This is a genomic window from Stappia sp. ICDLI1TA098, assembly GCF_054880955.1.
Genome location: NZ_JBTZBT010000001.1, coordinates 1,201,028 through 1,221,504, shown reverse-complemented (window position 1 = coordinate 1,221,504; position 20,477 = coordinate 1,201,028). Strand labels below are relative to the sequence as shown.

Here is a 20,477-nt window from a genome sequence, read left to right as displayed (position 1 = left end):
ACCCGCTTTTTCTTCCACATCGCACGAGGATCGATATGACGCTGTCGTCAGAGGAGCTGCTTGCCGGTTTGCTGGACTGGGTACGCATCGAAACACACACGCCGGACACCGCCGGACTGAACAGTCTTATGGATCTGGTCGAGAGCCAGGCACGCGCCTTCGGCGCCACCTGCGAGCGCTTTCCCGGCGTCGACGGGCACGGCGATCATCTGCTCGTATCCTCGCCCTGGGGCGATCATTCCAAGCCCGGCGTGCTGCTCCTCAGCCACCTCGACACCGTTCACCCGAAGGGCACAATCGACAAGGATCTGCCGATCCGCATCGAGGGCGACAAGTGCTTCGGCCCCGGCATCTGCGACATGAAGGGCGGCGCCTACAACGGGCTTGCCGCCATGCGTGCTATCGCCGCCTCCGGCGTGACACCGCCGCTCGCCGCACGCATTCTCTTCACCTCCGATGAGGAGGTCGGCAGCCCGACCTCACGCGCGCTGATCGAGAAGATCGGCGACTGGGCGAAATACGCGCTCGTCACCGAACCGGCGCGCAACGGCGGCCACATCGTCACCGCCCGCAAGGGCGTCGGCCGCTTCACGCTCAAGGTCGAGGGCCGACCCTCCCACGCCGGCGCCCGCCATTGGCAGGGCCGCAGCGCGGTTACCGAGCTCGCCCACCAGATCATCGCGCTGGAGGCAATGACGGACTATGACCGCGAGATCACCGTCAACGTCGGCCAGATCACCGGCGGTACAGGCACCAACGTCGTGCCGCAGTTCGCCTCCGCCGAGATCGACCTGCGCGTGCCGACCCTGGCCGCCGCGGACGAAATGGTCGCCCGCATCTCCGGCCTGACGCCGAAGACGCCCGACACGAAACTGATCGTCACCGGCGGTATGAACCGTCCGCCCTTCGAGCAGACGGCGGCAGGCAAGGACCTCTTCGACCGCGCCGAAGTGCTGGCCAGGGAAATTGGTTTCGAGCTTGTCGGAGAGAAGACGGGCGGTGGCTCCGACGGCAACTTCATCGCCCAGAAGGTCGCAACGCTGGATGGCCTCGGCCCGGACGGCGACGATGTGCATACGCTCAACGAGCACATCCTTGTGTCGACGCTGGCGCCCCGCATGCAGCTCCTGAAGCGCCTGATGGAAACGCTCGTCTGATCCTTCCGGTCCGTTCGCCGGGCATGAAAAAAGGCAGGGACGGTGCGCCGCCCCTACCTTTCTCTTTGTCCCGCGCCGTTTTCTCAGGCGTGGTCCGGCAGACGTTTTTCGTCAGCGCCGAAATAGTGCAGGTCCGAGACCGCGCAGGTGAGGTGAAGCCGCGCGCCCTTCTCCGGAATGGCCTCACTCGCCGGGATCCGCGCGATCATCCGCTCGCCGTCGTCGAGACGCAGATGAATGAGCGTCTCCGCACCGAGCGCCTCGGCGATCACGACCTCGCCCGAGAGCACCGCATCCGCTTCCCCGCAAAATGCCAGATGCTCGGGCCGTACGCCGACCGTCACCGCCCCCTTGGAGGGGTCCGCCGTCTCTGCCACCGCCTTCAGCAGACCGTTCTCGCGCAGCCGCTCGACTGACAGGAAGTTCATCGGCGGCGAGCCGATGAAGCTGCCGACAAAGACGCTCGCTGGCTTCTGATAGACCTGAAGCGGCGTGCCGACCTGTTCGGCGATACCACCGTTCATGACAATGATGCGGTCGGCCATGGTCATCGCCTCGACCTGGTCGTGCGTCACATAGAGCGAGGTCACGCCGAGCCGTGCCTGCAAGGTCTTGATTTCGACGCGCATCTGCACCCTGAGCTTGGCGTCGAGGTTCGACAGCGGTTCGTCGAACAGGAACACCGACGGCTTGCGCACGATGGCCCGCCCCATGGCGACACGCTGACGCTGACCGCCCGAAAGCGCGCGCGGCTTGCGCTCCAGATAGGGCTCCAGCTCCAGCATCTTGGCCGCCGTAGCGACCCGGTCGGCTATCTCCGCCTTGGGAAGGCCTGCGATTTTCAGCCCGTAGGCCATGTTGTCGAAGACGCTCATATGCGGATAGAGCGCGTAATTCTGGAACACCATCGCGATGTCGCGCTCGCGCGGCTCCAGCGCGTTGACGACGCGATCGCCAATGCGGATCTCGCCGGAGGTGACCGTCTCGAGTCCCGCGACCATGCGCAGGAGCGTGGACTTGCCGCAGCCGGAAGGGCCGACGATGACGATCAGTTCGCCGTCGGCGATCTCTGCATCGACCCCGTGAATGACTTCCATCGGGCCATAGGACTTGCGGACTTTGGAAAAGGCGATTTGTGCCATGGCTCGTTATTTCTCGCTTTCCACGAGGCCCTTCACGAAGAGCCTCTGCATGAACACGACGACAGCGACCGGCGGCAGCATGGCGAGCAGCGTGGTCGCCATGATCACGGGCCAGTCCGCAATGTCGTCACCGGAGGGGAACATCTGCTTGATGCCCATGACGATGGTGTTCATCTCCGGCTTTGTGGTGATGAGGAGCGGCCAGAGGTATTGGTTCCAGCCATAAAGGAACATGATGACGAAGAGCGCCGCGATGTTCGTGCGCGACATCGGCACCAGGATGTCGACGAAAAAGCGGATGGGCCCTGCCCCGTCGACACGCGCCGCCTCGACCAGTTCGTCCGGTACGGTCATGAAGAACTGGCGGAACAGAAAGGTTGCCGTCGCCGAGGCGATGAGCGGCAGGATCAGTCCGCCATAGGTGTTCAGCATGCCGAACCCGGCCACGACCTCATAGGTCGGGACGATACGCACCTCGACCGGCAACATCAGCGTCAGGAAGATGAGCCAGAAGAACGCCATCCGGAACGGGAAGCGGAAATAGACGATCGCGTAGGCCGACAGGATCGAAATCGAGATCTTGCCGACGGTGATGCCGATCGCCATCACGAAGGAATTGAAGAGCATTGTCAGCACGGGCGCGTTCACGCCCTGCGTCAGCGCCTTTGCGTAGTTCTCGAAGAAATGCCCGCCCGGCAGCAACGGCATGGGCGGACGCGCGATTTCGGGCTGCGTCACCGTCGAGGCCACGAAGGCCAGATAGATCGGGAAGCAGATGAGGAGGATGCCGGCAATAAGCCCAATATGCGTGAGCCAGGTGCTGACACCGCGTTTCTCGACCATGCCGCTCATCAGTAGTGCACCTTGCGTTCGACATACCGGAACTGGACGATCGTCAGGATTCCGACCAGGAACAGCAGGATCACCGACTGCGCCGCCGACGACCCGAGATCCTGGCCGACGAAGCCGTCCGAATAGACCTTGTAGACAAGGATCGTCGTCGCCTGCTGCGGCCCGCCGGCAGTGATCGTGTGGATCACGCCAAAGGTCTCGAAGAAGGCGTAGACGACGTTGACGACGAGCAGGAAGAAGGTCGTCGGCGAAAGAAGCGGGAAGACGATGGTCCAGAACCGCCGCCAGAAACTCGCCCCGTCGATGGCCGCCGCCTCGATGACGCTCTTTGGGATCGCCTGAAGCCCGGCCAGGAAGAACAGGAAGTTGTAGCTGATCTGCCGCCAGGCCGAGGCGACCACCACAAGTCCCATCGCCTCGCCGTCGTTGAGGACGTGATTCCAGTCGTAGCCGATCGCGTTCAGATACCAGGCAACGAGGCCGACGTTCGGGTTGAACATGAACAGCCACAGCACGCCGGCGACGGCGGGGGCGATCGCATAGGGCCAGACCAGCAATGACTTGTAGAGCGTCGCCCCCTTGATGACGCGATCCGCCATCACCGCCAGCCAGAGCGCGGCTCCCATCGAAAGCAGCGTCACCAGCGTCGAGAAGATCACCGTCGTCTTGAAGGAGGCGAGATAATAGGGATCGCTCAGCAGGAACTCGAAGTTCCCGAAACCGACGAACTGGGTGCTGAGGCCGAAGGGGTCGGGAATGAACGCCGACTGATAGATGGCCTGCCCGGCCGGCCAGAAGAAGAAGACCAGCGTCACTGCGATCTGCGGCGCGAGCAGCAGGTAGGGCAGCAGCCGGTCGTTGAAGACGACGCGCTTTTGCATCGGCGGCTCACGATCAGGCGTTGAAACGGAAACGAGACAGGCAGGGCCGCCGGTTTACCCGACCTTCCTGCCTGCCACTGGCGCGGGCGCAATGCCCGCGCCGCTCATGTGCAAAAGGTCAGCGGTTGGCCTGCTCGAAGCGACGCAGCAGCTTGTTGCCACGCTCCACCGCGTTGTCGAGCGCTGCCTGCGCGTCCTTGTCGCCCGACCACACAGCCTCGAGCTCCTCGTCGATGATGCCGCGGATCTGGTCGAAGTTGCCGAGCCGGATGCCCTTGGAGTTCGGCGTCGGCGCCTTGCCCGTCATCTGGATGACGGCAACATCGGTGCCCGGGTTCTCCTTGTAGAAGCCGGCAGCCTTGGTCTGCTCGTAGGCAGCCATCGTGATCGGCAGGTAGCCGGTATCCTGATGCCACTTCGCCTGAATGTCGGCGGAGGACAGGAAGTTCAGGAACTGCGCGACACCCGGATACTCGGTCGCATCATGGCCGGACATGACCCACAGCGAGGCGCCGCCGATGATGGTGTTCTGCGGAGCGCCCTCGACGTTGTCCCAATAGGGAAGCGGGCGAATGTCAAAAGCGAACTCTGCTTCGGACTTCACACCGGCGTAACCGGCCGAGGATTCGGTGAACATGGCGCATTCGCCGGAGCGGAAGCGCGCGCCGCCCTCGTTGCGGCGACCGGAGTAGACAAACTGGCCGTTCTTGGCCCACTCACCCATCTTGCCGATATGCGCAACCTGCACCGGGCCGTTGAACTCGAGCTTGGCGTCGAAGCCGGCAAAGCCGTTCTCCTGCGAAGCGAAGGGTACATTGTGGTAGGCGGAGAGGTTCTCAAGCTGCACCCAGCTCTGCCACGCGGTGGTCAGCGGGCAGCTGGAGCCCGACGCCTTGAGCGCATCGAGCGCCTCCTCGACCTTGCCCCAGGTCGACAGGTCCATGTCCGGATCGAGACCGGCCGCCGACAGGGCGTCGCGGTTCACGTACAGAACCGGCGTGGAGGAGTTGTAGGGCAGCGAAAGCATCTGCCCATCGGTGTTCGTATAGTAGCCGGAAACCGCTGCGAGATAGGCGTCGGGATCGAAATCGCTCTTGGTCTCGGCCATCAGCTCATAGACAGGCTTGATCGCGCCCTTGGCCGACATCATCGTCGCGGTGCCGACCTCGAAGACCTGAAGAATGTGCGGCTGCTCCCCAGCGCGGAAGGCGGCGATGCCGGCGTTCAGCGTCTCGGAGTAATTGCCCTTGAAGGAGGGAACGACGACGTAGTCTTCCTGCGAGGCGTTGAACTTCTCGACCTGCTCGTTGAGCAGCTCGCCGAGGCGGCCGGTGAAAGCGTGCCAGAACTGGATCTCGGTCGCGGCAAGAGCGCTCGAAGCGCTGCCTGCGAGGAAGGTCGCGGCCGCGAGAGCCGCAAGAGTCTTGCGATATGCCATTGTTTTCTCCCTGAAACGGGTTGGTCCCGTTCTTTGGATGCCTCCTGCCGGATCCGGACGATCTGCCGGCAGATGGAAACATCCGCATTTCGTATCGTTTTCATATGAACGCGAAAATTCGCTCACATGAACCCTATATGACGATTTTTAGCCGGTTGTGTACAGGGGGAAATGCCATTCCCCGGATGCGCTTCCGCAGTACAAAGCCGAACCGTCAAATCGCCGCGAATGTGCGAGCCGGTCTTTGCGGCCTCGCCAGCTCGACGCCGCTCCCCATGGATACGGAAACACCGGCCGCCGCCGGCTTCCCGCACCGCGAAGGCGGCACCTGGCAGGCTAGGTAACGTTTTCATATGAATGCGAAATGTCGCTCACATGAACGTTCCGCGACAGTTGCGCCTCGGCTTGGCGCTCCCGTATTGCGATGCCCTGCCGAGCAGGCGAAGACGTCCGCCTCCTGAAGAGAAACTCTTTCACGCGGCAACAAACACCGACACCGGCGACGTTCCGCAAGCGGACAGTGCGGGCCCCGTCAAGCGGCGCGCGGAGTCAAGTGGATATGTCGGCTTTTCCCCCTTACCCAGCGCCTGACGACGCGTTCCGGATCGCCCCTTCCCTCGCCGCAGCGCCTCGGTTAGGACAGAGGAGATCAACGGGGAAGCGAGATGAAGGCAACGGCACCGGCGAACGATGTGAACGCCGCGACGATGCGCGTGTCGCCGCATAACGCGGAGGCGGAGCGCCAACTTCTCGGCGCGATCATCGTCAACAACGAGACCTACTACCGCGTGTCCGATTTCCTGGAGCCGGCGCATTTTTTCATCGCGCCGCACCGGGATGTCTACGAGAAGGCCGGGCAGTTGATCCGTGCCGGCAAGGTCGCCTCGCCGGTGACGCTGAAGACATTCTTTCCTCACGACGCGAAGATCGCCGACATTCCGGCCGCTCAATATGTGCTGCGCCTGGCCGCCGACGCCACCTCGATCATCAACGCGGAGGACTACGGCCGGGCAATCTATGACCTTGCGACCCGGCGGAACCTGATCCGCATTGGCGAGGACATGGTCAACATCGCCTATGACGCGCCGATCGACATGCCGCCGGGCGCGCAGATCGACGATGCCGAGCGGCGCCTGTTCGAGCTTGCCGAGAAAGGCCGCTCCGACGCGGGCTTCGTCTCGTTCGGCGACGCCCTGACGGCGACCATCGAGATGGCCGCGGCCGCCTACCAGCGCGAAGGCGCGCTCTCCGGACTTGCCACCGGCATGCGCGCGCTCGACGGGCTCATGGGCGGACTTCAGCATTCGGACCTGATCGTGCTCGCCGGCCGGCCTGCCATGGGCAAGACCTCGCTTGCAACCAACATCGCCTATAATGTCGCCGAAGCCTATATGGCGGAGGAACAGCCCGACGGCACGATCAAGACGATCAATGGCGGCATCGTCGGCTTTTTCTCGCTGGAAATGTCGGCCGAACAGCTGGCAACCCGTATCATTTCCGAGCAGACGGAGATTTCCTCCTCGAAGATCCGCCGCGGCGACATCCACGAGCATGACTTCGAAAAGCTGGTCGCCGCCTCGCAGACGATGCAAAGCGTGCCGCTTCACGTCGACCAGACGGGTGGTATCTCCATCGCCCAGCTTTCGGCCCGTGCCCGGCGACTGAAGCGACAGCGCGGCCTCGACCTGCTGATCGTCGACTATATCCAGCTTCTCAGCGGCTCATCCAAGAACTCGGGAAACCGCGTCCAGGAGATCACCGAGATCACCACGGGTCTCAAGGCGCTGGCCAAGGAGCTGAACGTCCCGATCATCGCCCTGTCACAGCTCTCGCGTCAGGTCGAATCGCGCGACGACAAGCGTCCGATCCTCTCCGACCTTCGCGAATCCGGCTCCATCGAGCAGGACGCCGACGTGGTGCTCTTCGTGTATCGTGAGGAATATTACCTCGCCAAGGCCATTGGCCAGGAAGCAACGCCGGAAGACATGGAGAAGCTCGACCGCGCCCGCAATCGCGCCGAGGTGATCATCGCCAAGCAGCGTCACGGTCCCACCGGCACCGCCCACCTGCACTTCCAGGGCGAATTCACCCGCTTCTCCGATCTGGCCGAGGCCGACCGGCTCCCGGAACCGCATTGAACGACAAGCCCCGGATGACCACAGACCTCACACAGGCCGGAGACAACGGTCGCATCACCATCGACCTTGCCGCGCTCGGCGAGAACTGGCGGGCGCTCGCAGCCCTCACCGGCCCCGCCACCGAATGCGGCGCCGCGGTGAAGGCCGATTGCTATGGCATTGGCGTCGACAAGGGGTTGCAGGCTCTCTGGCGGGCCGGCGCGCGCACGTTCTTTGTTGCCACGCCGCAGGAAGGCCAGGAGGCGCGTCGCCTTCTGCCCGACGCGACGCTTTACATCCTGAACGGTCTCTACCCGGGAGCCAGCGCCTTCTACGCCGCGCACGGCCTGCGCCCGGTGCTCGGATCCGCCGAGGAACTGCGCGAATGGGCAGGCTTTGCAAGTGAAGCGCTTGCCCCGCTCGAGGCCGCCCTTCATGTCGATACCGGCATCAGCCGTCTCGGCCTGTCGCGCGAGGAGGCGCATGCCGCCGCCGATGGAACACTGACCGGATCGCCCTTCCGGCCCGCCATGGTGATGTCGCATCTCGCCTGCGCGGACACGCCCGCCAATCCGATGAGCGCGCTCCAGCGGCAGCGTTTCCTTGAGCTGTCGGCGCTGTTTCCCGGCGCGCGCCGCTCGCTCGCCAATTCCGCCGGCGTCTTCCTCGGCCCGGACTACCACTTCGAACTCGCCCGCCCCGGCATCGCGCTCTATGGCGCACGCGCGGCGGAGAGCGCGCAAAGCCGTCTGGCGACGGTCGTCACCCTTGAGGCGCGGGTTCTCCAGACGCATCTGCTGCGCAAGGGCGAGACAATCGGCTATGGCGCGACCTACACCGCGACCGCCGATACCCGTGTCGCCATGATCGCCTCCGGCTATGCGGACGGTTATCTGCGCTCCTCGGGCTCGACCGACGACAGGCCGGGCGCGGAGGTCTTCGCCGGCGGCAAGCGTCTCCCGGTCATTGGTCGCGTCTCGATGGACATGCTCGGCATCGACGCCTCGGCGCTGGGAGAACAGGAGCTTGCCCGAGGCGATTTCGTCGAACTCTTCGGCGCGAACCTGCCGGTAGACGATACGGCGGAGCGCGCGGGAACGATCCCTTACGAGTTTCTCACCGGCCTCGGCCACCGCTACGCCCGCCGCTATGTCGGCGCAGGTTCCGAAGAGACCGGCTGATGGCGCGGCGCGGGTCCTCCTTCGTCTGCCAGAACTGCGGCGCGGTCACCTCCAAATGGGCTGGCCGCTGCGAGGCCTGCGGCGAGTGGAACACCATCGTCGAGGAACGCGAAGGCGCGGGCGTCGGCGGATCGCCGAACGCCATCTCGCGCAAGCGCGGCCGCGTGGTCCCCCTTGTCGGCCTGACCGGCGAAAGCGAGGTGCCGGCGCGCATCATCACCAAGGTCGGCGAACTTGATCGCGTGACCGGTGGCGGCTTCGTCCGGGGATCGGCGCTTCTGGTTGGCGGCGATCCGGGCATCGGCAAGTCGACGCTGCTGATCCAGGCCGCCGCCCGCGTCGCCCGGCTGGGCCACAAGGCCGTCTATATCTCCGGCGAGGAAGCCATCGACCAGGTGCGCCTGCGCGCCGCGCGCCTCGGCCTTGCCGACGCGCCCGTGGGCCTTGCCGCAGAAACCAGCGTCGAGGACATTCTCGCAACGCTTTCGGCCGGACCTCCGCCGGCACTGGTCATCATCGATTCGATCCAGACCCTGTGGACGGAAACGGTGGATTCGACGCCGGGCACCGTCACCCAGGTGCGCGCCGCCGCCCAGGCGCTGGTGCGCTACGCCAAGTCCAGCGGCGCGACGGTCATTCTCGTCGGCCATGTCACCAAGGACGGTCAGATCGCCGGGCCGCGCGTGGTCGAGCACATGGTCGACGCCGTGCTCTATTTCGAGGGCGACGGCGCGCACCAGTACCGCATCCTGCGCTCGGTCAAGAACCGCTTCGGCGCCACCGACGAGATCGGTGTCTTCGAGATGACCGACAAGGGTCTGTCGGAAGTCGCCAATCCATCGGCCCTCTTTCTTGGAGAGCGCAACGGCCGCACGCCGGGCTCCGCCGTCTTCGCCGGCATCGAGGGCACCCGTCCGCTGCTGATCGAGATCCAGGCGCTGGTCGCGCCCTCGCCGCTGGGCACCCCGCGCCGCGCCGTCATCGGCTGGGACAGCGCCCGCCTGTCTATGATCCTGGCGGTGCTCGAAGCCCGCTGCGGCGTGCGCTTCTCGCAGAACGACGTCTACCTGAACATTGCCGGCGGCATCCGCGTCACCGAGACCGGAGCCGACCTTGCGGTAGCCGCAGCCCTGATATCCTCGTTGAGCGGGGTTGCCCTTGCAGCCGATTGCGTCTATTTCGGCGAAGTCGGGCTCTCGGGTGCGGTCAGGGCGGTCTCGCAAGCACCAAGCCGCCTCAAGGAAGCCCAGAAGCTCGGGTTTACCTCTGCTTTCGTACCGGAAGCCAATGCGGGCGACGGCAAGGGCGATGCCGGTCTGGTGACGGGCTTGAGCGAACTCTCCGATCTCGTGGCGCGCATCGCCGCCGGATCGGCCGCGCAGGAAACATGAAACGGGGCACGCCCCGACATCGACGCCCCCGCGAGGGGGCCGATTTCCTGACCCGGCTGAGGACGGATCGGGTATGATCTCCGGCCGGTTCAGCCCCGGCAGGACAACGACACCGCATCAGATCCACGCGGATGAAAGTGGATCGACCACGTCGCTCAGGGACCAAGCCGAGCAATGCCGATCACGCTTCTCGACGGAATCCTTCTCGTCATCATGCTTCTGTCGGCCGTTCTGGCCATGATCCGCGGGTTTGTCCGCGAGGTCCTGTCCATCGCGTCCTGGGTGGCAGCGGCGGTGGCCGCCTTCTTTCTCTATGATCAGGCCCTGCCCTTCGTGCAGTCCTATATCAGCAACGAGAAGGTCGCCCTCGGCGTTTCGGTCGCCGGCGTGTTCCTGGTGACGCTGATCATCGTCAGCTACATCACCATGCGCATTTCCGACTTCGTGCTGGACAGCCGCATCGGCGCGCTCGACCGCACCCTCGGCTTCGTCTTCGGCGCCCTGCGCGGCATGCTGCTGGTGGTCGTGGCCATGCTCTTCTTCAACTGGTTCGTTCCCGCGCAGGAGCAGCCGCAGTGGATCGCCAACGCCAAGTCGAAGCCGATGCTCGAGGCAGTGGGCGACAAGCTGATCGCCGCCCTGCCGGAAAATCCGGAAGCCGCGCTGCTTGACCAGATCCGCAAGGCACGCGAACAAGGCGGACAGCCCGCCTCCACGGCTCCGGGCAATTCCGATGCGCCGGCCACCGGCGAGGACAAGGGTTACACCAATCGCGAGAGCCAGGGGCTCGATCAGCTGATCACCTCCGGCTCCAACGCCAACTGAACCGCCCAGGCGGCAGACCCGGACGCGCGCGCGGGGCCAAGGGCGCGCTTGCGTTTCGGAAACGAGCGAACCGGACCGCCCCCGGGATCCGGTCGCGAACGCGATTTGCCACGGGTACTCCCGCCCGTCCGGCAATCAGGAGCAAGGCAATGGCCGACGCTGTGACTATGCACGCAAATCCCCGTCCCAACGTTTCCATCGATTTCTCGCGCGAGGAACTCGACGGCGACACGCTGCGCGAGGAGTGCGGCGTTTTCGGCATTCTCGGACATGACGACGCCGCGGCGATCACCGCGCTCGGTCTGCATGCGCTTCAGCACCGCGGCCAGGAAGCCGCCGGCATCGTCACCTTCGACGGCAACCAGTTCCGCTCCGAGCGCCACCTCGGCCTCGTCGGGGACCATTTCTCCGACGCCGAGACCATCGGCAAGCTGATCGGCCCCTACGCCATCGGCCATGTGCGCTACTCGACCTCGGGCGAAACGATCCTGCGCAATGTTCAGCCGCTGTTCGCCGAACTCGACGGCGGCGGCTTCGCGGTCTGCCACAACGGCCATTTCACCAACGCCATGACGCTTCGCAAGAAGCTGATCAAGGACGGCGCGATCTGTCAGTCCACCTCGGATTCCGAGGTGGTGCTCCAGCTCGTCGCCCGCTCGCGCAAGAGCAAGATCGTCGACCGCTTCATCGAGGCGATCACCCAGATGGAAGGGGCGTTCTCGCTGGTGGCGCTGACCAGCAAGAAGCTCATCGGCGCGCGCGATCCCTTCGGCATCCGCCCGCTGGTGCTCGGCGACCTCAACGGCGCGCCGATCTTTGCCTCCGAGACCTGCGCGCTCGACATCATCGGCGCCAAGTTCATCCGTGAGGTCGAGAACGGCGAGGTGGTGGTCTGCACCCCCGGCGGCATCGAGAGCCACTTCCCGTTTGGCCGCCGTCCGGCCCGCCCCTGCATCTTTGAATACGTCTACTTCTCCCGCCCGGATTCGATCCTCGGCGGGCGCAGTGTCTACAACGTGCGCAAGGAGTTCGGGCGCCAGCTCGCCCTCGAGACCCAGGTCGAGGCCGATGTCGTGGTTCCCGTTCCCGACTCCGGCGTTCCCGCGGCGCTCGGCTACGCCGACGAATCCGGCGTCCCCTTCGAGCTCGGCATCATCCGCAACCACTATGTGGGCCGCACCTTCATCGAGCCGACCCAGCAGATCCGCACGCTCGGCGTCAAGCTGAAGCACTCGGCCAACCGCGCCCAGATCGAGGGCAAGCGCGTCGTGCTTATCGACGACAGCCTCGTGCGCGGCACCACGTCGGTGAAGATTGTGCAGATGATCCGCGATGCGGGCGCGCGCGAGGTGCACTTCCGCCTCGCTTCGCCGCCGATCCGCTTCTCCGACTATTACGGTATCGATACGCCGGTGCGCGAGAAGCTGCTGGCGGCAAAATACAGCCTCGAGGAAATGCGCAACTACATTGGAGCGGACACCCTCGCCTTCCTGTCAGTCGACGGCATCTACAAGGCGATCGGCTACGAGGGCCGCAACGACGAGCAGCCGCAGTTCACCGACCATTGCTTCACCGGCGACTATCCGACGCCGCTGACAGACATGGCCGAGGACGGCGACGTCTCGCACCTGCCGCGCCTCGTCGAGGTCGGCTGATCAGGGAATTGGGATAATCAGGGCATGACCAAGCGTTTCGAAGGACGGGTCGCCGTTGTCACCGGCGCCTCGCGCGGTATCGGCTACTTCACGGCCAAGGCTCTCGCGGCCGAGGGCGCGCATGTGGTGGCGCTCGCGCGCACCGTCGGCGGACTTGAGGAGCTCGACGACGAGATCCGCGCTGTCGGCGGTCAGGCGACGCTCGTTCCCGTGGATCTCTCCGACTACGACGCCATCGACCGTCTGGGTGCTGCGATCTACGAGCGCTGGAAGAAGCTCGACGTGCTGATCGGCAACGCCGGTATCCTTGGCGGACTGTCGCCGCTCGGACATGTCGAACCCAAGACCTGGGACCAGGTCATGGCGATCAACGTCACGGCGAACTGGCGCCTGATTCGCTCGCTCGATCCACTGCTGCGCCAGTCCGACGCCGGTCGTGTGGTGTTTCTGTCCTCGGGCGCCGCGCACAAGTGCAAGGCCTATTGGGGCCCCTACTCGGTCTCCAAGGCCGCGGTCGAGGCTCTGGTGCGCACCTATGTGGCCGAAACCATGCAGACCCCGATCACGGGCATGCTGGTCAATCCGGGTCCGATGCGTACTGCCATGCGCGCGCAGGCAATGCCCGGCGAGGATCCGCAGACGCTTCCCCACCCTTCCGAGATCGCTCCCTTCCTGGTCGACCTGGCGTCCCCGGAGAACACTGCCAACGGACAGCTCTTCGATTTCCCCTCCAGGGAAATTCGCGACTTCGTTCAGGTCGCATCCTGAGCTTGCAGAGGGCGTGCGCCGCCGCACGCCCTCGCCTGTCTCCCCTTCGGTGCGAATCCCCCTTGCACCAAGGGCGTCACCGCGCCCACGCGCCCTCCCTTGCTGTTGCGCCAGATCGACTTCGCCTTGCGAAGGTCGCCAGGCAGCAAAGCGGCATGACGCCCCGCACCCAACACGGCCTCTCCGTCCCCGCAACAGGCGGCCGCTGCTTAAGCTTGTGTCGTTTCTGCCACGAACCGTGACATTTTCCTGCCTCCGCTATTTTTGCCAATACGGTCAACCCGAGAGAACGTATAGCGTTCTCTTTGTGGCGCGCCGCGCGCGCGAAGACGTGAACCGTTGCCCTCCGTATTTTTGATCAGGACGCCTTTCATGATTTCGAGCCGTCACTTTTTCGGATCCATCGCACTCGCGACCGTCGCCTGCGCCGGCTTCGCCCTCTCTTCGACCTCTGCTGGAGCGGCACCGTTTCCCGGCTACTCCTCGCCGGGCTGCACCGCGGTCAATGGCGGGGCGTTCAATCTCAGTGCGAGCCCCGCACAGCAGTCCAGTTTTCACGAACAGAGCGGCTTTGTGGCGGGTGACGAACTGACCTTCAACATCACCATCACCGACCCGGGTTCCGACCAGTGGTGGATCACGGATGAGAAGAGCCAGCTACTCGTGAGCACCAGCAATACCAGCGGCACACGTTCCTACACGGTGACCGGCACGGACGACACCACGCTCACGGAAGTCGTGCGCGTGCAGTCCTTGGCGCCGGTGACGCGAAACATCACCGTGACCGCGAGCTGCGCGCCCGGGCCGCAGCCCGCTGGCACCGGTGACAGCGACAAGCTGACCTCGGTGCAGGCCAACGGTTCGCGCATGGCCGCCAGCACCTCGGGTGCGGCGATCACGGAAGCTGCCTCCGCAGGCACCGCGGCTGCCTTCGGCGGTGCGACGCCCTTCTCCGTCGGACCGAACGGCATCACGCTCAACTTCGCCGCCTCCCAGCCGCGCCGCGACGCCGCGGCCCGCGCCCGTGGCGCCTTCGCGGCGCTCGGCTTCGCCGATGATGGCATGCAACTGCCGGCCGAGGAGCAGCGGATCAACCTGTGGGCCAACGTTCGCGGCAGCTGGCTGACCAACAGCATCGACGGTAGCCACGTCAACGCCACCCTCGGCCTTGGCTACAAGATCACGCCAGACCTGGTGCTGGGCGCCTTCGCCGGCGCGGAGACGTTCGACTACGACTTCAACACCCTGGCCGGCAAGCTCAAGGGCACCGGCGGCACGGTCGGCGCCTATGCGGGCTGGCGGATGCTGCCGGCGCTGCGGCTCGACGGCATGGTCGGCTGGAGCGGGCTGAACTACGATGCGACCGCCGGCACCGCGACCGGCTCGTTCGATGCCTCGCGCTGGATCGTCTCCGGCGGCCTGACGGGCAACCACAGATTCGGTGACGTGGTGCTCGCCCCCTCGGCGAAGCTCTACGTCCTGTGGGAGGACCAGGATGCCTACACGGACAGCCTTGGCGCCGCCCATGCCTCGGTCAACTCCTATGTCGGCCGCGCCTCGCTCGGTGGCCGCGTGAGCCGCGCCTACGCGTTCTCGGACGGCATGAGCATCACGCCCTATGTCGACCTTTACGGCGACTGGCGCTTCTCCGACGACGGCCTGGCCGGCACGCCGGACACGGGCGCCGAGGACGGCCTGTCCGCGCGCACCGGCGCCGGCTTCGCGCTCTCGACCTCGCGCGGCATCGCCGTCTCGCTTGGCGGAGAAGTCGGAGGCCTTGGCCAGGACACACAGATCTGGTCCGCTTCGGGCCGTCTGAGTGTTCCTTTCTAAGCAGGACGAAATCGGAAGATGACAAGGGGCTGGCAGCAATGCCGGCCCCTTTTCTTTTCGGTGTCACACGCCCCTGCGCGGCGGGTCGTGCCGTCCCTCAACCGCACATGACACAAAAGGCCTCGCGCAAGACGAGAAAAGGGCGCCCGTCATCTGACGCGGCGCCCTTCCTGTCCGTTTCTCTTGTGCCGGTTCCGGCGTGACCCCGATTACTGGATCTTGCGCTTGCGCGCCTTCTCCGCATAAGGGTTTTCGCCCTTTCGGTAGCTCAGCCGGATCGGCGTTCCGGGCATGCTGAAGTACTCGCGCAGGCCATTGACCAGATAGCGGGTATAGCTCTCCGGAAGCGCCTCGTGACGCGAACAGAACACGACGAAATGCGGCGGACGCGCCTTCACCTGGGTGAGGTAGCGCAGCTTGATGCGCCGACCGGAAACGGCGGGAGGCGGATGATGGGTGATCACACCATCGAGCCAGCGGTTGAGGCGTGATGTCGAGATGCGCCGGTTCCACATCTCGTTCGCCTGGAACGCCGCCTTCATCAGCTTGTCGATACCCCGCCCGTGCAGTCCGGACATTGTGATGATCGGCACGCCGCGGATCTGGTTGAGATAGCGTTCGTTGGCGTCAGAAATCACCTGCATGGACTCGTCGCGGTCCTCGATCAGGTCCCACTTGTTGATGGCGATGACGACCGCGCGCCCCTCGCGGGCGACAAGATCAATGATCTGCAGGTCCTGCTTCTCGAAGGGGATCGTCGCGTCAAGCGTGACGATCACCACTTCGGCGAACTTGATCGCCCGCAACGCGTCGGCGACGGAAAGCTTCTCGAGCTTCTCCTGGACACGCGCCTTGCGGCGAATGCCGGCGGTGTCGAAGAGCTTCACATGCTTGTCCTGCCACACCCACTCGACGGAGATGGAATCGCGCGTGATACCCGCTTCCGGCCCCGTTAGCAGACGGTCCTCGCCAAGCATGCGGTTGATCAGCGTCGACTTGCCCGCATTCGGCCGGCCGACGACGGCGACGCGCAGCGGTCGGCCGATGCTGCCAGCCTCCGGGCCCTTGACCTCCTCGTCGTCCTCGTCCTCGACCGCGACATCCACATTGGCAACCGCCTCCGCGCCTGCGTGGATCTCTTCCTCGGACGCCTCCACGATGGGCAGCAAGGCGTCATAGAGATCGGAAAGTCCCTCGCCGTGCTCCGCCGACATGGCGATCGGATCGCCGAAGCCGAGGCCGAAGGCCTCGTAGAGCCCGCCTTCGCCAGCACGTCCCTCCGCCTTGTTGGCGATGAGGATCACCGGCGTGTCGCTGCGCCGCAGGATGTTGGCGAAATGCTTGTCGCTCGGGGTAAGTCCGGCGCGCGCGTCGATGACGAACAGAACCGCGTCGGCATCCCGGATGGCCTCGTCGGTCTGCGCGCGCATCCGTCCCTCGAGCGAGCGGGCGTCCGCCTCCTCAAGTCCGGCGGTGTCGAGGATGGTGAAGCGCAGGTCGCCGAGGCGCGCTTCCCCCGCACGCCGGTCGCGCGTCACGCCCGGCGTGTCGTCGACAAGCGCCAACCGCTTGCCGACGAGGCGGTTGAAGAGCGTGGACTTGCCGACGTTCGGTCGTCCGATAATGGCGATGGTAGCTGTCACGGTATCAAGTATCCAAAAACGCGAATGTCCGAAAGCATTAGCACCTTCGCAACATCAGGCAAGAAAGACGTCATCCCGCGCCAGGCTCCGGCCCGACGCGGGATGCGGGTGTTCGGCGGTGCGCCCCGGCCGGAAGCCGGGCGACACGCGATCAGTTGAAGGCGACGACGTCGCCCTTGGACGTGATGACGACCATCCGCCCACCGGCGATAATCGGCGTCACATAGACATCCTCCGACGTCTCGGCCGACCCGAGAAGCCGGCCCGAAGCCGCATCGACGCGCGCCAGTCGCCCGTCGCTCGAGGCCGCGACCAGGACGCCATTGGCGAGAACCGGCCCGGCCCAGTTGATACGGCTCTTCTTACGGCCTTCCACATTCGGCAGAACCGTGCGCCACAGCGGCTCGCCGGTCTTCCGATTGATCGCGACCAGACGGCTCTCGATGTCGATCAGGAAGATTGCATTGCCGGAGACGATCGGCGTGTGCTGCGAGCCGACGTCCTGCTCCCACAGGCGTTCGCCGGTCTTGAGCCTGGAGGCAACCAGGCGGCCGGAAATGCCCGAGGCATAGACCGTATCGCCAGAGATGACGGGGCTTGCCGACACGTCGCTGAGGCCCGACACGGCGCGGGTGCGATAGGAACGCGTCACGCCTTCGATCCACTTCGGCTCGCCGGACTTGATGTCGAGCGCCATCACCTCGCCGGAGGTGAAGGGAACCACGACGGTTCCACCAGCGATGGCCGGATTGGCGAACGCGAGCAGGCCCGCGCTCTCGGCGATGCCGGCATAGACCCAGCGTTCCTCACCATCGGCCTGGGCAAGCGCATGCACCTCGCCGGTCTGGGTCACCGCAAACACCGTGCCGCCGGAGGCTGCCGGGGCCTGACGCGCGGGCGCCGAGATATCCTTGCTCCACAAGACCGCGCCGCTGGCCGCATCGAGAGCGGCAAGCTGGCCATAGCCGGTGGCGGCATAAACACGGCCGTTGTCGACGGCAACGCCGCCGCCGGATGCGACGTCGTTTTCGCCCTCCGGCCGCAGCGAGCGGCGCCACAGGCGTCCGCCGCTGGAGGAAAGCGCCGTCACGTCGCCGTTCTGGCTGTAGATGAAAATGCGGCTGCCGTCCGTGACCGGACGCGCAGCGATGCGCACCGAACCGGAGAACATGCCCCCGCCGCTGCCGCCGACCGAAGCCCGCCAGGCCCGGCCGCCAGTGATGGAGGCCGCCACGTTGCCCGGATCGTTGGCGGCGTTGCCCGCGCCCTGGGTCCAGGTCACGCTCGATGCGGAACCGATGGATGCCGTCCCGCTGGACGCCTCGCGAGCCGCGTCGGTGCTGTCAAACAGCGCCTCGCGCTCACCCGGCAGGACCGTGTCCTTGGAGAAGGGATTGAGATCGGACACCGTCTCGCAGCCTGCGAGCGCCAGTGACCCGGCGAGCAGCGCCGCCCACTTGAAGGTGGATACCGTCATTGCGAATCGGCCTCTTTCTTCGGCGCGCCCTCGGTGGCATCGAGCACCTCGATAAGCGTACGGGCACGCGTCACCACGTCGTTGGGTGCGCCCTCGGCCTCGATGATGCCAGCCGCCCAGTCGCGCGCCGCCTTGAGATCGCCGGCCTTCCACGACGCCAGCGCAAGTCCCTCGCGCGCCAGAAGCCGCCACTCGCCGTCTTCCTTGTCGAGCGGCTCGAGGCGGCTGCGTGCGCCCTCGAAGTCCTGCGCGTCGAGCGCGAGATATCCGGCCCGAAGCCGCGCCACTTCCCGGAAGGCCGCCGGCGCCTTGCCGTCGGCGGCGAAAGCGTCATAGGCGGCAAGCGCCTCGTCCGTCTTGCCAGCCTGCGCGAGCAGCGCCGCGTTGCGCATGCGCGCCAGGACGGGATAGCCGCCAGCTGCGTCGGAAAGCTCCGCGAGCTTGGCCTCGGCGTCGACATATTTCCCGTCGTCGGCGAGTCGCACCGCTTCGACGAAGACGTCGCCGGCCTGCTGGGCTGCCTGCTCCTGCCAGTACAGCCAGCCACGATAGGCGGCCGTACCGACGACGATGAGAACGGCGATTGCGATCAGGTAAGCTCCGAAACGGTCCCAGAGCTTCTTGTACCGCTCGTGCCTGATCTCCTCGTCGACCTCGCGAAAAATGTCCGACATACGCTGAAAATTCCTGACGATGACTGTGATGTGGAGGCCTTGCGCCCGCGCGGCGCCACCATATCCATTTGCCTCTTTACTGGCAAACGGCCTTTCCGCCTCGCAAGGAAGCTATTTTCAGGCAGCCGGCCAAGCGAAACCGGACCGCCCGGCACGCGATCCTCCCCTCGCCTTCCTTCGTGGCGCAAGTGAGGCAGGAGAGGCGCGCCTGCGCGCGCCGCCCCCGGCAGCGCGGCGGCGATCAGATGATCGGCACGCCGATCAGCCATTGGTGCAGGAAGGCGACGAAGAGCCCGTAGATGGTCAGGCCAACCACAATGGCGATCACATCCCATTTGGCGGAAACCATGGTGGCCGCCCCGCCACCAATGTTGCCGCGCCGCTTCAGCGAGATCCGGTCGATAACACCCCAGGCGAGAAATCCGCCGAAAAGCAGCAGGGAGGCGGCGTCGCCGTTGACCAGCAGATGGGACAAAGCCCAGATCTTGACGGCGAGAATCATCGGATGCTTGACCCGCTTCTTGATATGGCCCGCCGGCATTTCGGCGGCGGCCAGAAGCACAAAGACCGGAAGCATGAGCAGCATCACCAGGTGACGCAGCCAGAATGGCGGATCATAGACAACGATCGGGCCCTGCGCCCGCGCCAGGCCGTAGCCGTAGATGACGAGCACAAGCCCCGCGAGCGCGATGACCGAATAGCCAAGCTTGTATGGCATGGCGCCGAACCGCGCGCGCAGCGCGTCCCGCCGCGCGGGAAACGCGGGAAGAAGGTGGATTCCCAGAAACACCACCAACCCGATGATCAACACGCTCATGACTGCAGGTCCTCTCGCTTTCGGCTGGATGCCCTGCCAACGGAATGCCTGTTGCCCGGAAGCGGGTCAAGGTTATTGCGGCACCGCGGCAACCGTCGCAAACCGAGGCCTGCCGGCCACAGTCGGGCCTGGAATGCCGCGACTGCACAAAATGCCAAGAATTGTTCTTATTGCAGCCGCAAGGGGGTGGATTGTTAAGTTCAACCGGTTTTAGTTAGTGCCGGTTGTCGCTTCAAGCGCGGACCTTGGACATGAGCAATATCGACCGGCGCAGCAGCCCTCGCCACCGGACACTGAAGAGCGGGAAGATCGTTCTGGACAACCAGATCAGTGTCTTCGACTGCAGGGTTCGCAATTTGTCCGACGATGGGGCGCTTTTGAAGCTGCCAAGCACCGTCGGCGTACCCGACCGGTTCCTGCTGCAGATCGTCAACGAGGACATCAACGTCCACGCGGTCGTACGCTGGCGGACCGGAACAGAACTCGGCGTGCAATTCGAGCAGCCGATCGAACCCACCACCTGACGCGAGAACGACCTCCTGCGCGTGCCGGGCACCCTGCCGCATGCCGTAGCGCGCGCCTGTCGTTCGCAGCCCTAGCGCAAGATCCCGCCTCAGCCGGCTTGC

17 protein-coding genes are annotated in these 20,477 nt (G+C 65.2%); 9 read left to right on the top strand and 8 right to left on the bottom strand.

Features of this window, described 5'->3' with window-relative positions:
* Positions 1-35 precede the first annotated feature (35 nt).
* Positions 36-1,157, top strand: a complete 1,122-nt coding sequence (locus tag ACSLUQ_RS05535) for a M20 family metallopeptidase (protein WP_461807914.1) — start codon at positions 36-38, stop codon at positions 1,155-1,157.
* Between the two features lie 83 nt (positions 1,158-1,240).
* Here the strand turns inward: ACSLUQ_RS05535 and ugpC are convergent, their stop codons facing one another.
* The 4 genes from ugpC to ugpB form a co-directional block, all read right to left on the bottom strand.
* On the bottom strand, positions 1,241-2,299 hold the full coding sequence (gene ugpC, locus ACSLUQ_RS05530) for a sn-glycerol-3-phosphate ABC transporter ATP-binding protein UgpC (protein WP_417774121.1): 1,059 nt from the start codon (positions 2,297-2,299) through the stop codon (positions 1,241-1,243).
* A gap of 6 nt (positions 2,300-2,305) precedes the next feature.
* On the bottom strand, positions 2,306-3,142 hold the full coding sequence (gene ugpE / locus ACSLUQ_RS05525; RefSeq protein WP_417774193.1) for a sn-glycerol-3-phosphate ABC transporter permease UgpE: 837 nt from the start codon (positions 3,140-3,142) through the stop codon (positions 2,306-2,308).
* An 8-nt stretch (positions 3,143-3,150) separates the two neighbouring features.
* Complete coding sequence (ugpA, locus tag ACSLUQ_RS05520; RefSeq protein WP_417774122.1) at positions 3,151-4,032, bottom strand: sn-glycerol-3-phosphate ABC transporter permease UgpA; 882 nt, start codon at positions 4,030-4,032, stop codon at positions 3,151-3,153.
* Positions 4,033-4,150: 118 nt separating this feature from the next.
* Entirely contained in the window at positions 4,151-5,470 is a 1,320-nt protein-coding gene (gene ugpB / locus ACSLUQ_RS05515) for a sn-glycerol-3-phosphate ABC transporter substrate-binding protein UgpB (RefSeq protein ID WP_417774123.1), read from the bottom strand.
* A gap of 665 nt (positions 5,471-6,135) precedes the next feature.
* Between ugpB and ACSLUQ_RS05510 the strand changes: the two genes are divergently transcribed.
* From ACSLUQ_RS05510 to ACSLUQ_RS05480, 7 genes are all read left to right on the top strand, one after another.
* A complete protein-coding gene (locus tag ACSLUQ_RS05510) occupies positions 6,136-7,608 on the top strand; it encodes a replicative DNA helicase (RefSeq protein WP_417774124.1) in 1,473 nt (490 codons plus the stop codon).
* 14 nt (positions 7,609-7,622) lie between these two features.
* Complete coding sequence (gene alr / locus ACSLUQ_RS05505; RefSeq protein ID WP_461807913.1) at positions 7,623-8,768, top strand: alanine racemase; 1,146 nt, start codon at positions 7,623-7,625, stop codon at positions 8,766-8,768.
* Positions 8,768-10,159: a DNA repair protein RadA gene (radA, locus tag ACSLUQ_RS05500; protein ID WP_417774126.1), complete on the top strand. Its 1,392-nt coding sequence runs from the start codon at positions 8,768-8,770 to the stop codon at positions 10,157-10,159. The genes alr and radA overlap by 1 nt, the downstream gene beginning before the upstream one ends.
* A gap of 174 nt (positions 10,160-10,333) precedes the next feature.
* Positions 10,334-10,984, top strand: coding sequence for a CvpA family protein (locus tag ACSLUQ_RS05495; protein ID WP_417774127.1), 651 nt, complete (start codon positions 10,334-10,336; stop codon positions 10,982-10,984).
* Positions 10,985-11,151: 167 nt separating this feature from the next.
* Positions 11,152-12,639: an amidophosphoribosyltransferase gene (gene purF / locus ACSLUQ_RS05490; RefSeq protein WP_417774194.1), complete on the top strand. Its 1,488-nt coding sequence runs from the start codon at positions 11,152-11,154 to the stop codon at positions 12,637-12,639.
* Positions 12,640-12,663: 24 nt separating this feature from the next.
* On the top strand, positions 12,664-13,407 hold the full coding sequence (locus ACSLUQ_RS05485; RefSeq protein ID WP_417774128.1) for an SDR family NAD(P)-dependent oxidoreductase: 744 nt from the start codon (positions 12,664-12,666) through the stop codon (positions 13,405-13,407).
* Between the two features lie 372 nt (positions 13,408-13,779).
* Entirely contained in the window at positions 13,780-15,240 is a 1,461-nt protein-coding gene (locus ACSLUQ_RS05480) for an autotransporter outer membrane beta-barrel domain-containing protein (RefSeq protein WP_461807912.1), read from the top strand.
* A gap of 209 nt (positions 15,241-15,449) precedes the next feature.
* Here the strand turns inward: ACSLUQ_RS05480 and der are convergent, their stop codons facing one another.
* The 4 genes from der to ACSLUQ_RS05460 all read right to left on the bottom strand — a co-directional run bounded on the left by der (position 15,450) and on the right by ACSLUQ_RS05460 (position 19,851).
* Positions 15,450-16,883, bottom strand: coding sequence for a ribosome biogenesis GTPase Der (gene der, locus ACSLUQ_RS05475; RefSeq protein WP_461807911.1), 1,434 nt, complete (start codon positions 16,881-16,883; stop codon positions 15,450-15,452).
* Positions 16,884-17,034: 151 nt separating this feature from the next.
* A complete protein-coding gene (locus ACSLUQ_RS05470) occupies positions 17,035-18,360 on the bottom strand; it encodes an outer membrane protein assembly factor BamB family protein (RefSeq protein ID WP_417774131.1) in 1,326 nt (441 codons plus the stop codon).
* On the bottom strand, positions 18,357-19,034 hold the full coding sequence (locus ACSLUQ_RS05465; protein WP_461807910.1) for a tetratricopeptide repeat protein: 678 nt from the start codon (positions 19,032-19,034) through the stop codon (positions 18,357-18,359). Before ACSLUQ_RS05465 ends, ACSLUQ_RS05470 begins: the two co-directional genes overlap by 4 nt.
* Positions 19,035-19,275: 241 nt before the next feature.
* Positions 19,276-19,851 (bottom strand): NnrU family protein, encoded by a 576-nt coding sequence (locus ACSLUQ_RS05460; protein ID WP_461807909.1) that lies wholly within the window; start codon positions 19,849-19,851, stop codon positions 19,276-19,278.
* Positions 19,852-20,102: 251 nt separating this feature from the next.
* Between ACSLUQ_RS05460 and ACSLUQ_RS05455 the strand changes: the two genes are divergently transcribed.
* Positions 20,103-20,375, top strand: coding sequence for a PilZ domain-containing protein (locus ACSLUQ_RS05455; RefSeq protein WP_417774134.1), 273 nt, complete (start codon positions 20,103-20,105; stop codon positions 20,373-20,375).
* Positions 20,376-20,477: the final 102 nt, after the last annotated feature.

Excerpts from the sequence above, each read along its gene's own strand:
- ACSLUQ_RS05470 (WP_417774131.1), bottom strand. The coding sequence starts at position 18,360 with ATGACGGTATCCACCTTCAAGTGGGCGGCGCTGCTCGCCGGGTCACTG.
- purF (WP_417774194.1), top strand. The coding sequence starts at position 11,152 with ATGCACGCAAATCCCCGTCCCAACGTTTCCATCGATTTCTCGCGCGAG.
- alr (WP_461807913.1), top strand. The coding sequence starts at position 7,623 with ATGACCACAGACCTCACACAGGCCGGAGACAACGGTCGCATCACCATC.
- ACSLUQ_RS05455 (WP_417774134.1), top strand. The coding sequence starts at position 20,103 with ATGAGCAATATCGACCGGCGCAGCAGCCCTCGCCACCGGACACTGAAG.
- ACSLUQ_RS05485 (WP_417774128.1), top strand. The coding sequence starts at position 12,664 with ATGACCAAGCGTTTCGAAGGACGGGTCGCCGTTGTCACCGGCGCCTCG.
- ugpA (WP_417774122.1), bottom strand. The coding sequence starts at position 4,032 with ATGCAAAAGCGCGTCGTCTTCAACGACCGGCTGCTGCCCTACCTGCTG.
- ACSLUQ_RS05510 (WP_417774124.1), top strand. The coding sequence starts at position 6,136 with ATGAAGGCAACGGCACCGGCGAACGATGTGAACGCCGCGACGATGCGC.
- ACSLUQ_RS05535 (WP_461807914.1), top strand. The coding sequence starts at position 36 with ATGACGCTGTCGTCAGAGGAGCTGCTTGCCGGTTTGCTGGACTGGGTA.
- ugpE (WP_417774193.1), bottom strand. The coding sequence starts at position 3,142 with ATGGTCGAGAAACGCGGTGTCAGCACCTGGCTCACGCATATTGGGCTT.
- ACSLUQ_RS05465 (WP_461807910.1), bottom strand. The coding sequence starts at position 19,034 with ATGTCGGACATTTTTCGCGAGGTCGACGAGGAGATCAGGCACGAGCGG.
- ACSLUQ_RS05480 (WP_461807912.1), top strand. The coding sequence starts at position 13,780 with ATGATTTCGAGCCGTCACTTTTTCGGATCCATCGCACTCGCGACCGTC.
- ACSLUQ_RS05495 (WP_417774127.1), top strand. The coding sequence starts at position 10,334 with ATGCCGATCACGCTTCTCGACGGAATCCTTCTCGTCATCATGCTTCTG.
- ugpB (WP_417774123.1), bottom strand. The coding sequence starts at position 5,470 with ATGGCATATCGCAAGACTCTTGCGGCTCTCGCGGCCGCGACCTTCCTC.
- ACSLUQ_RS05460 (WP_461807909.1), bottom strand. The coding sequence starts at position 19,851 with ATGAGCGTGTTGATCATCGGGTTGGTGGTGTTTCTGGGAATCCACCTT.
- radA (WP_417774126.1), top strand. The coding sequence starts at position 8,768 with ATGGCGCGGCGCGGGTCCTCCTTCGTCTGCCAGAACTGCGGCGCGGTC.
- ugpC (WP_417774121.1), bottom strand. The coding sequence starts at position 2,299 with ATGGCACAAATCGCCTTTTCCAAAGTCCGCAAGTCCTATGGCCCGATG.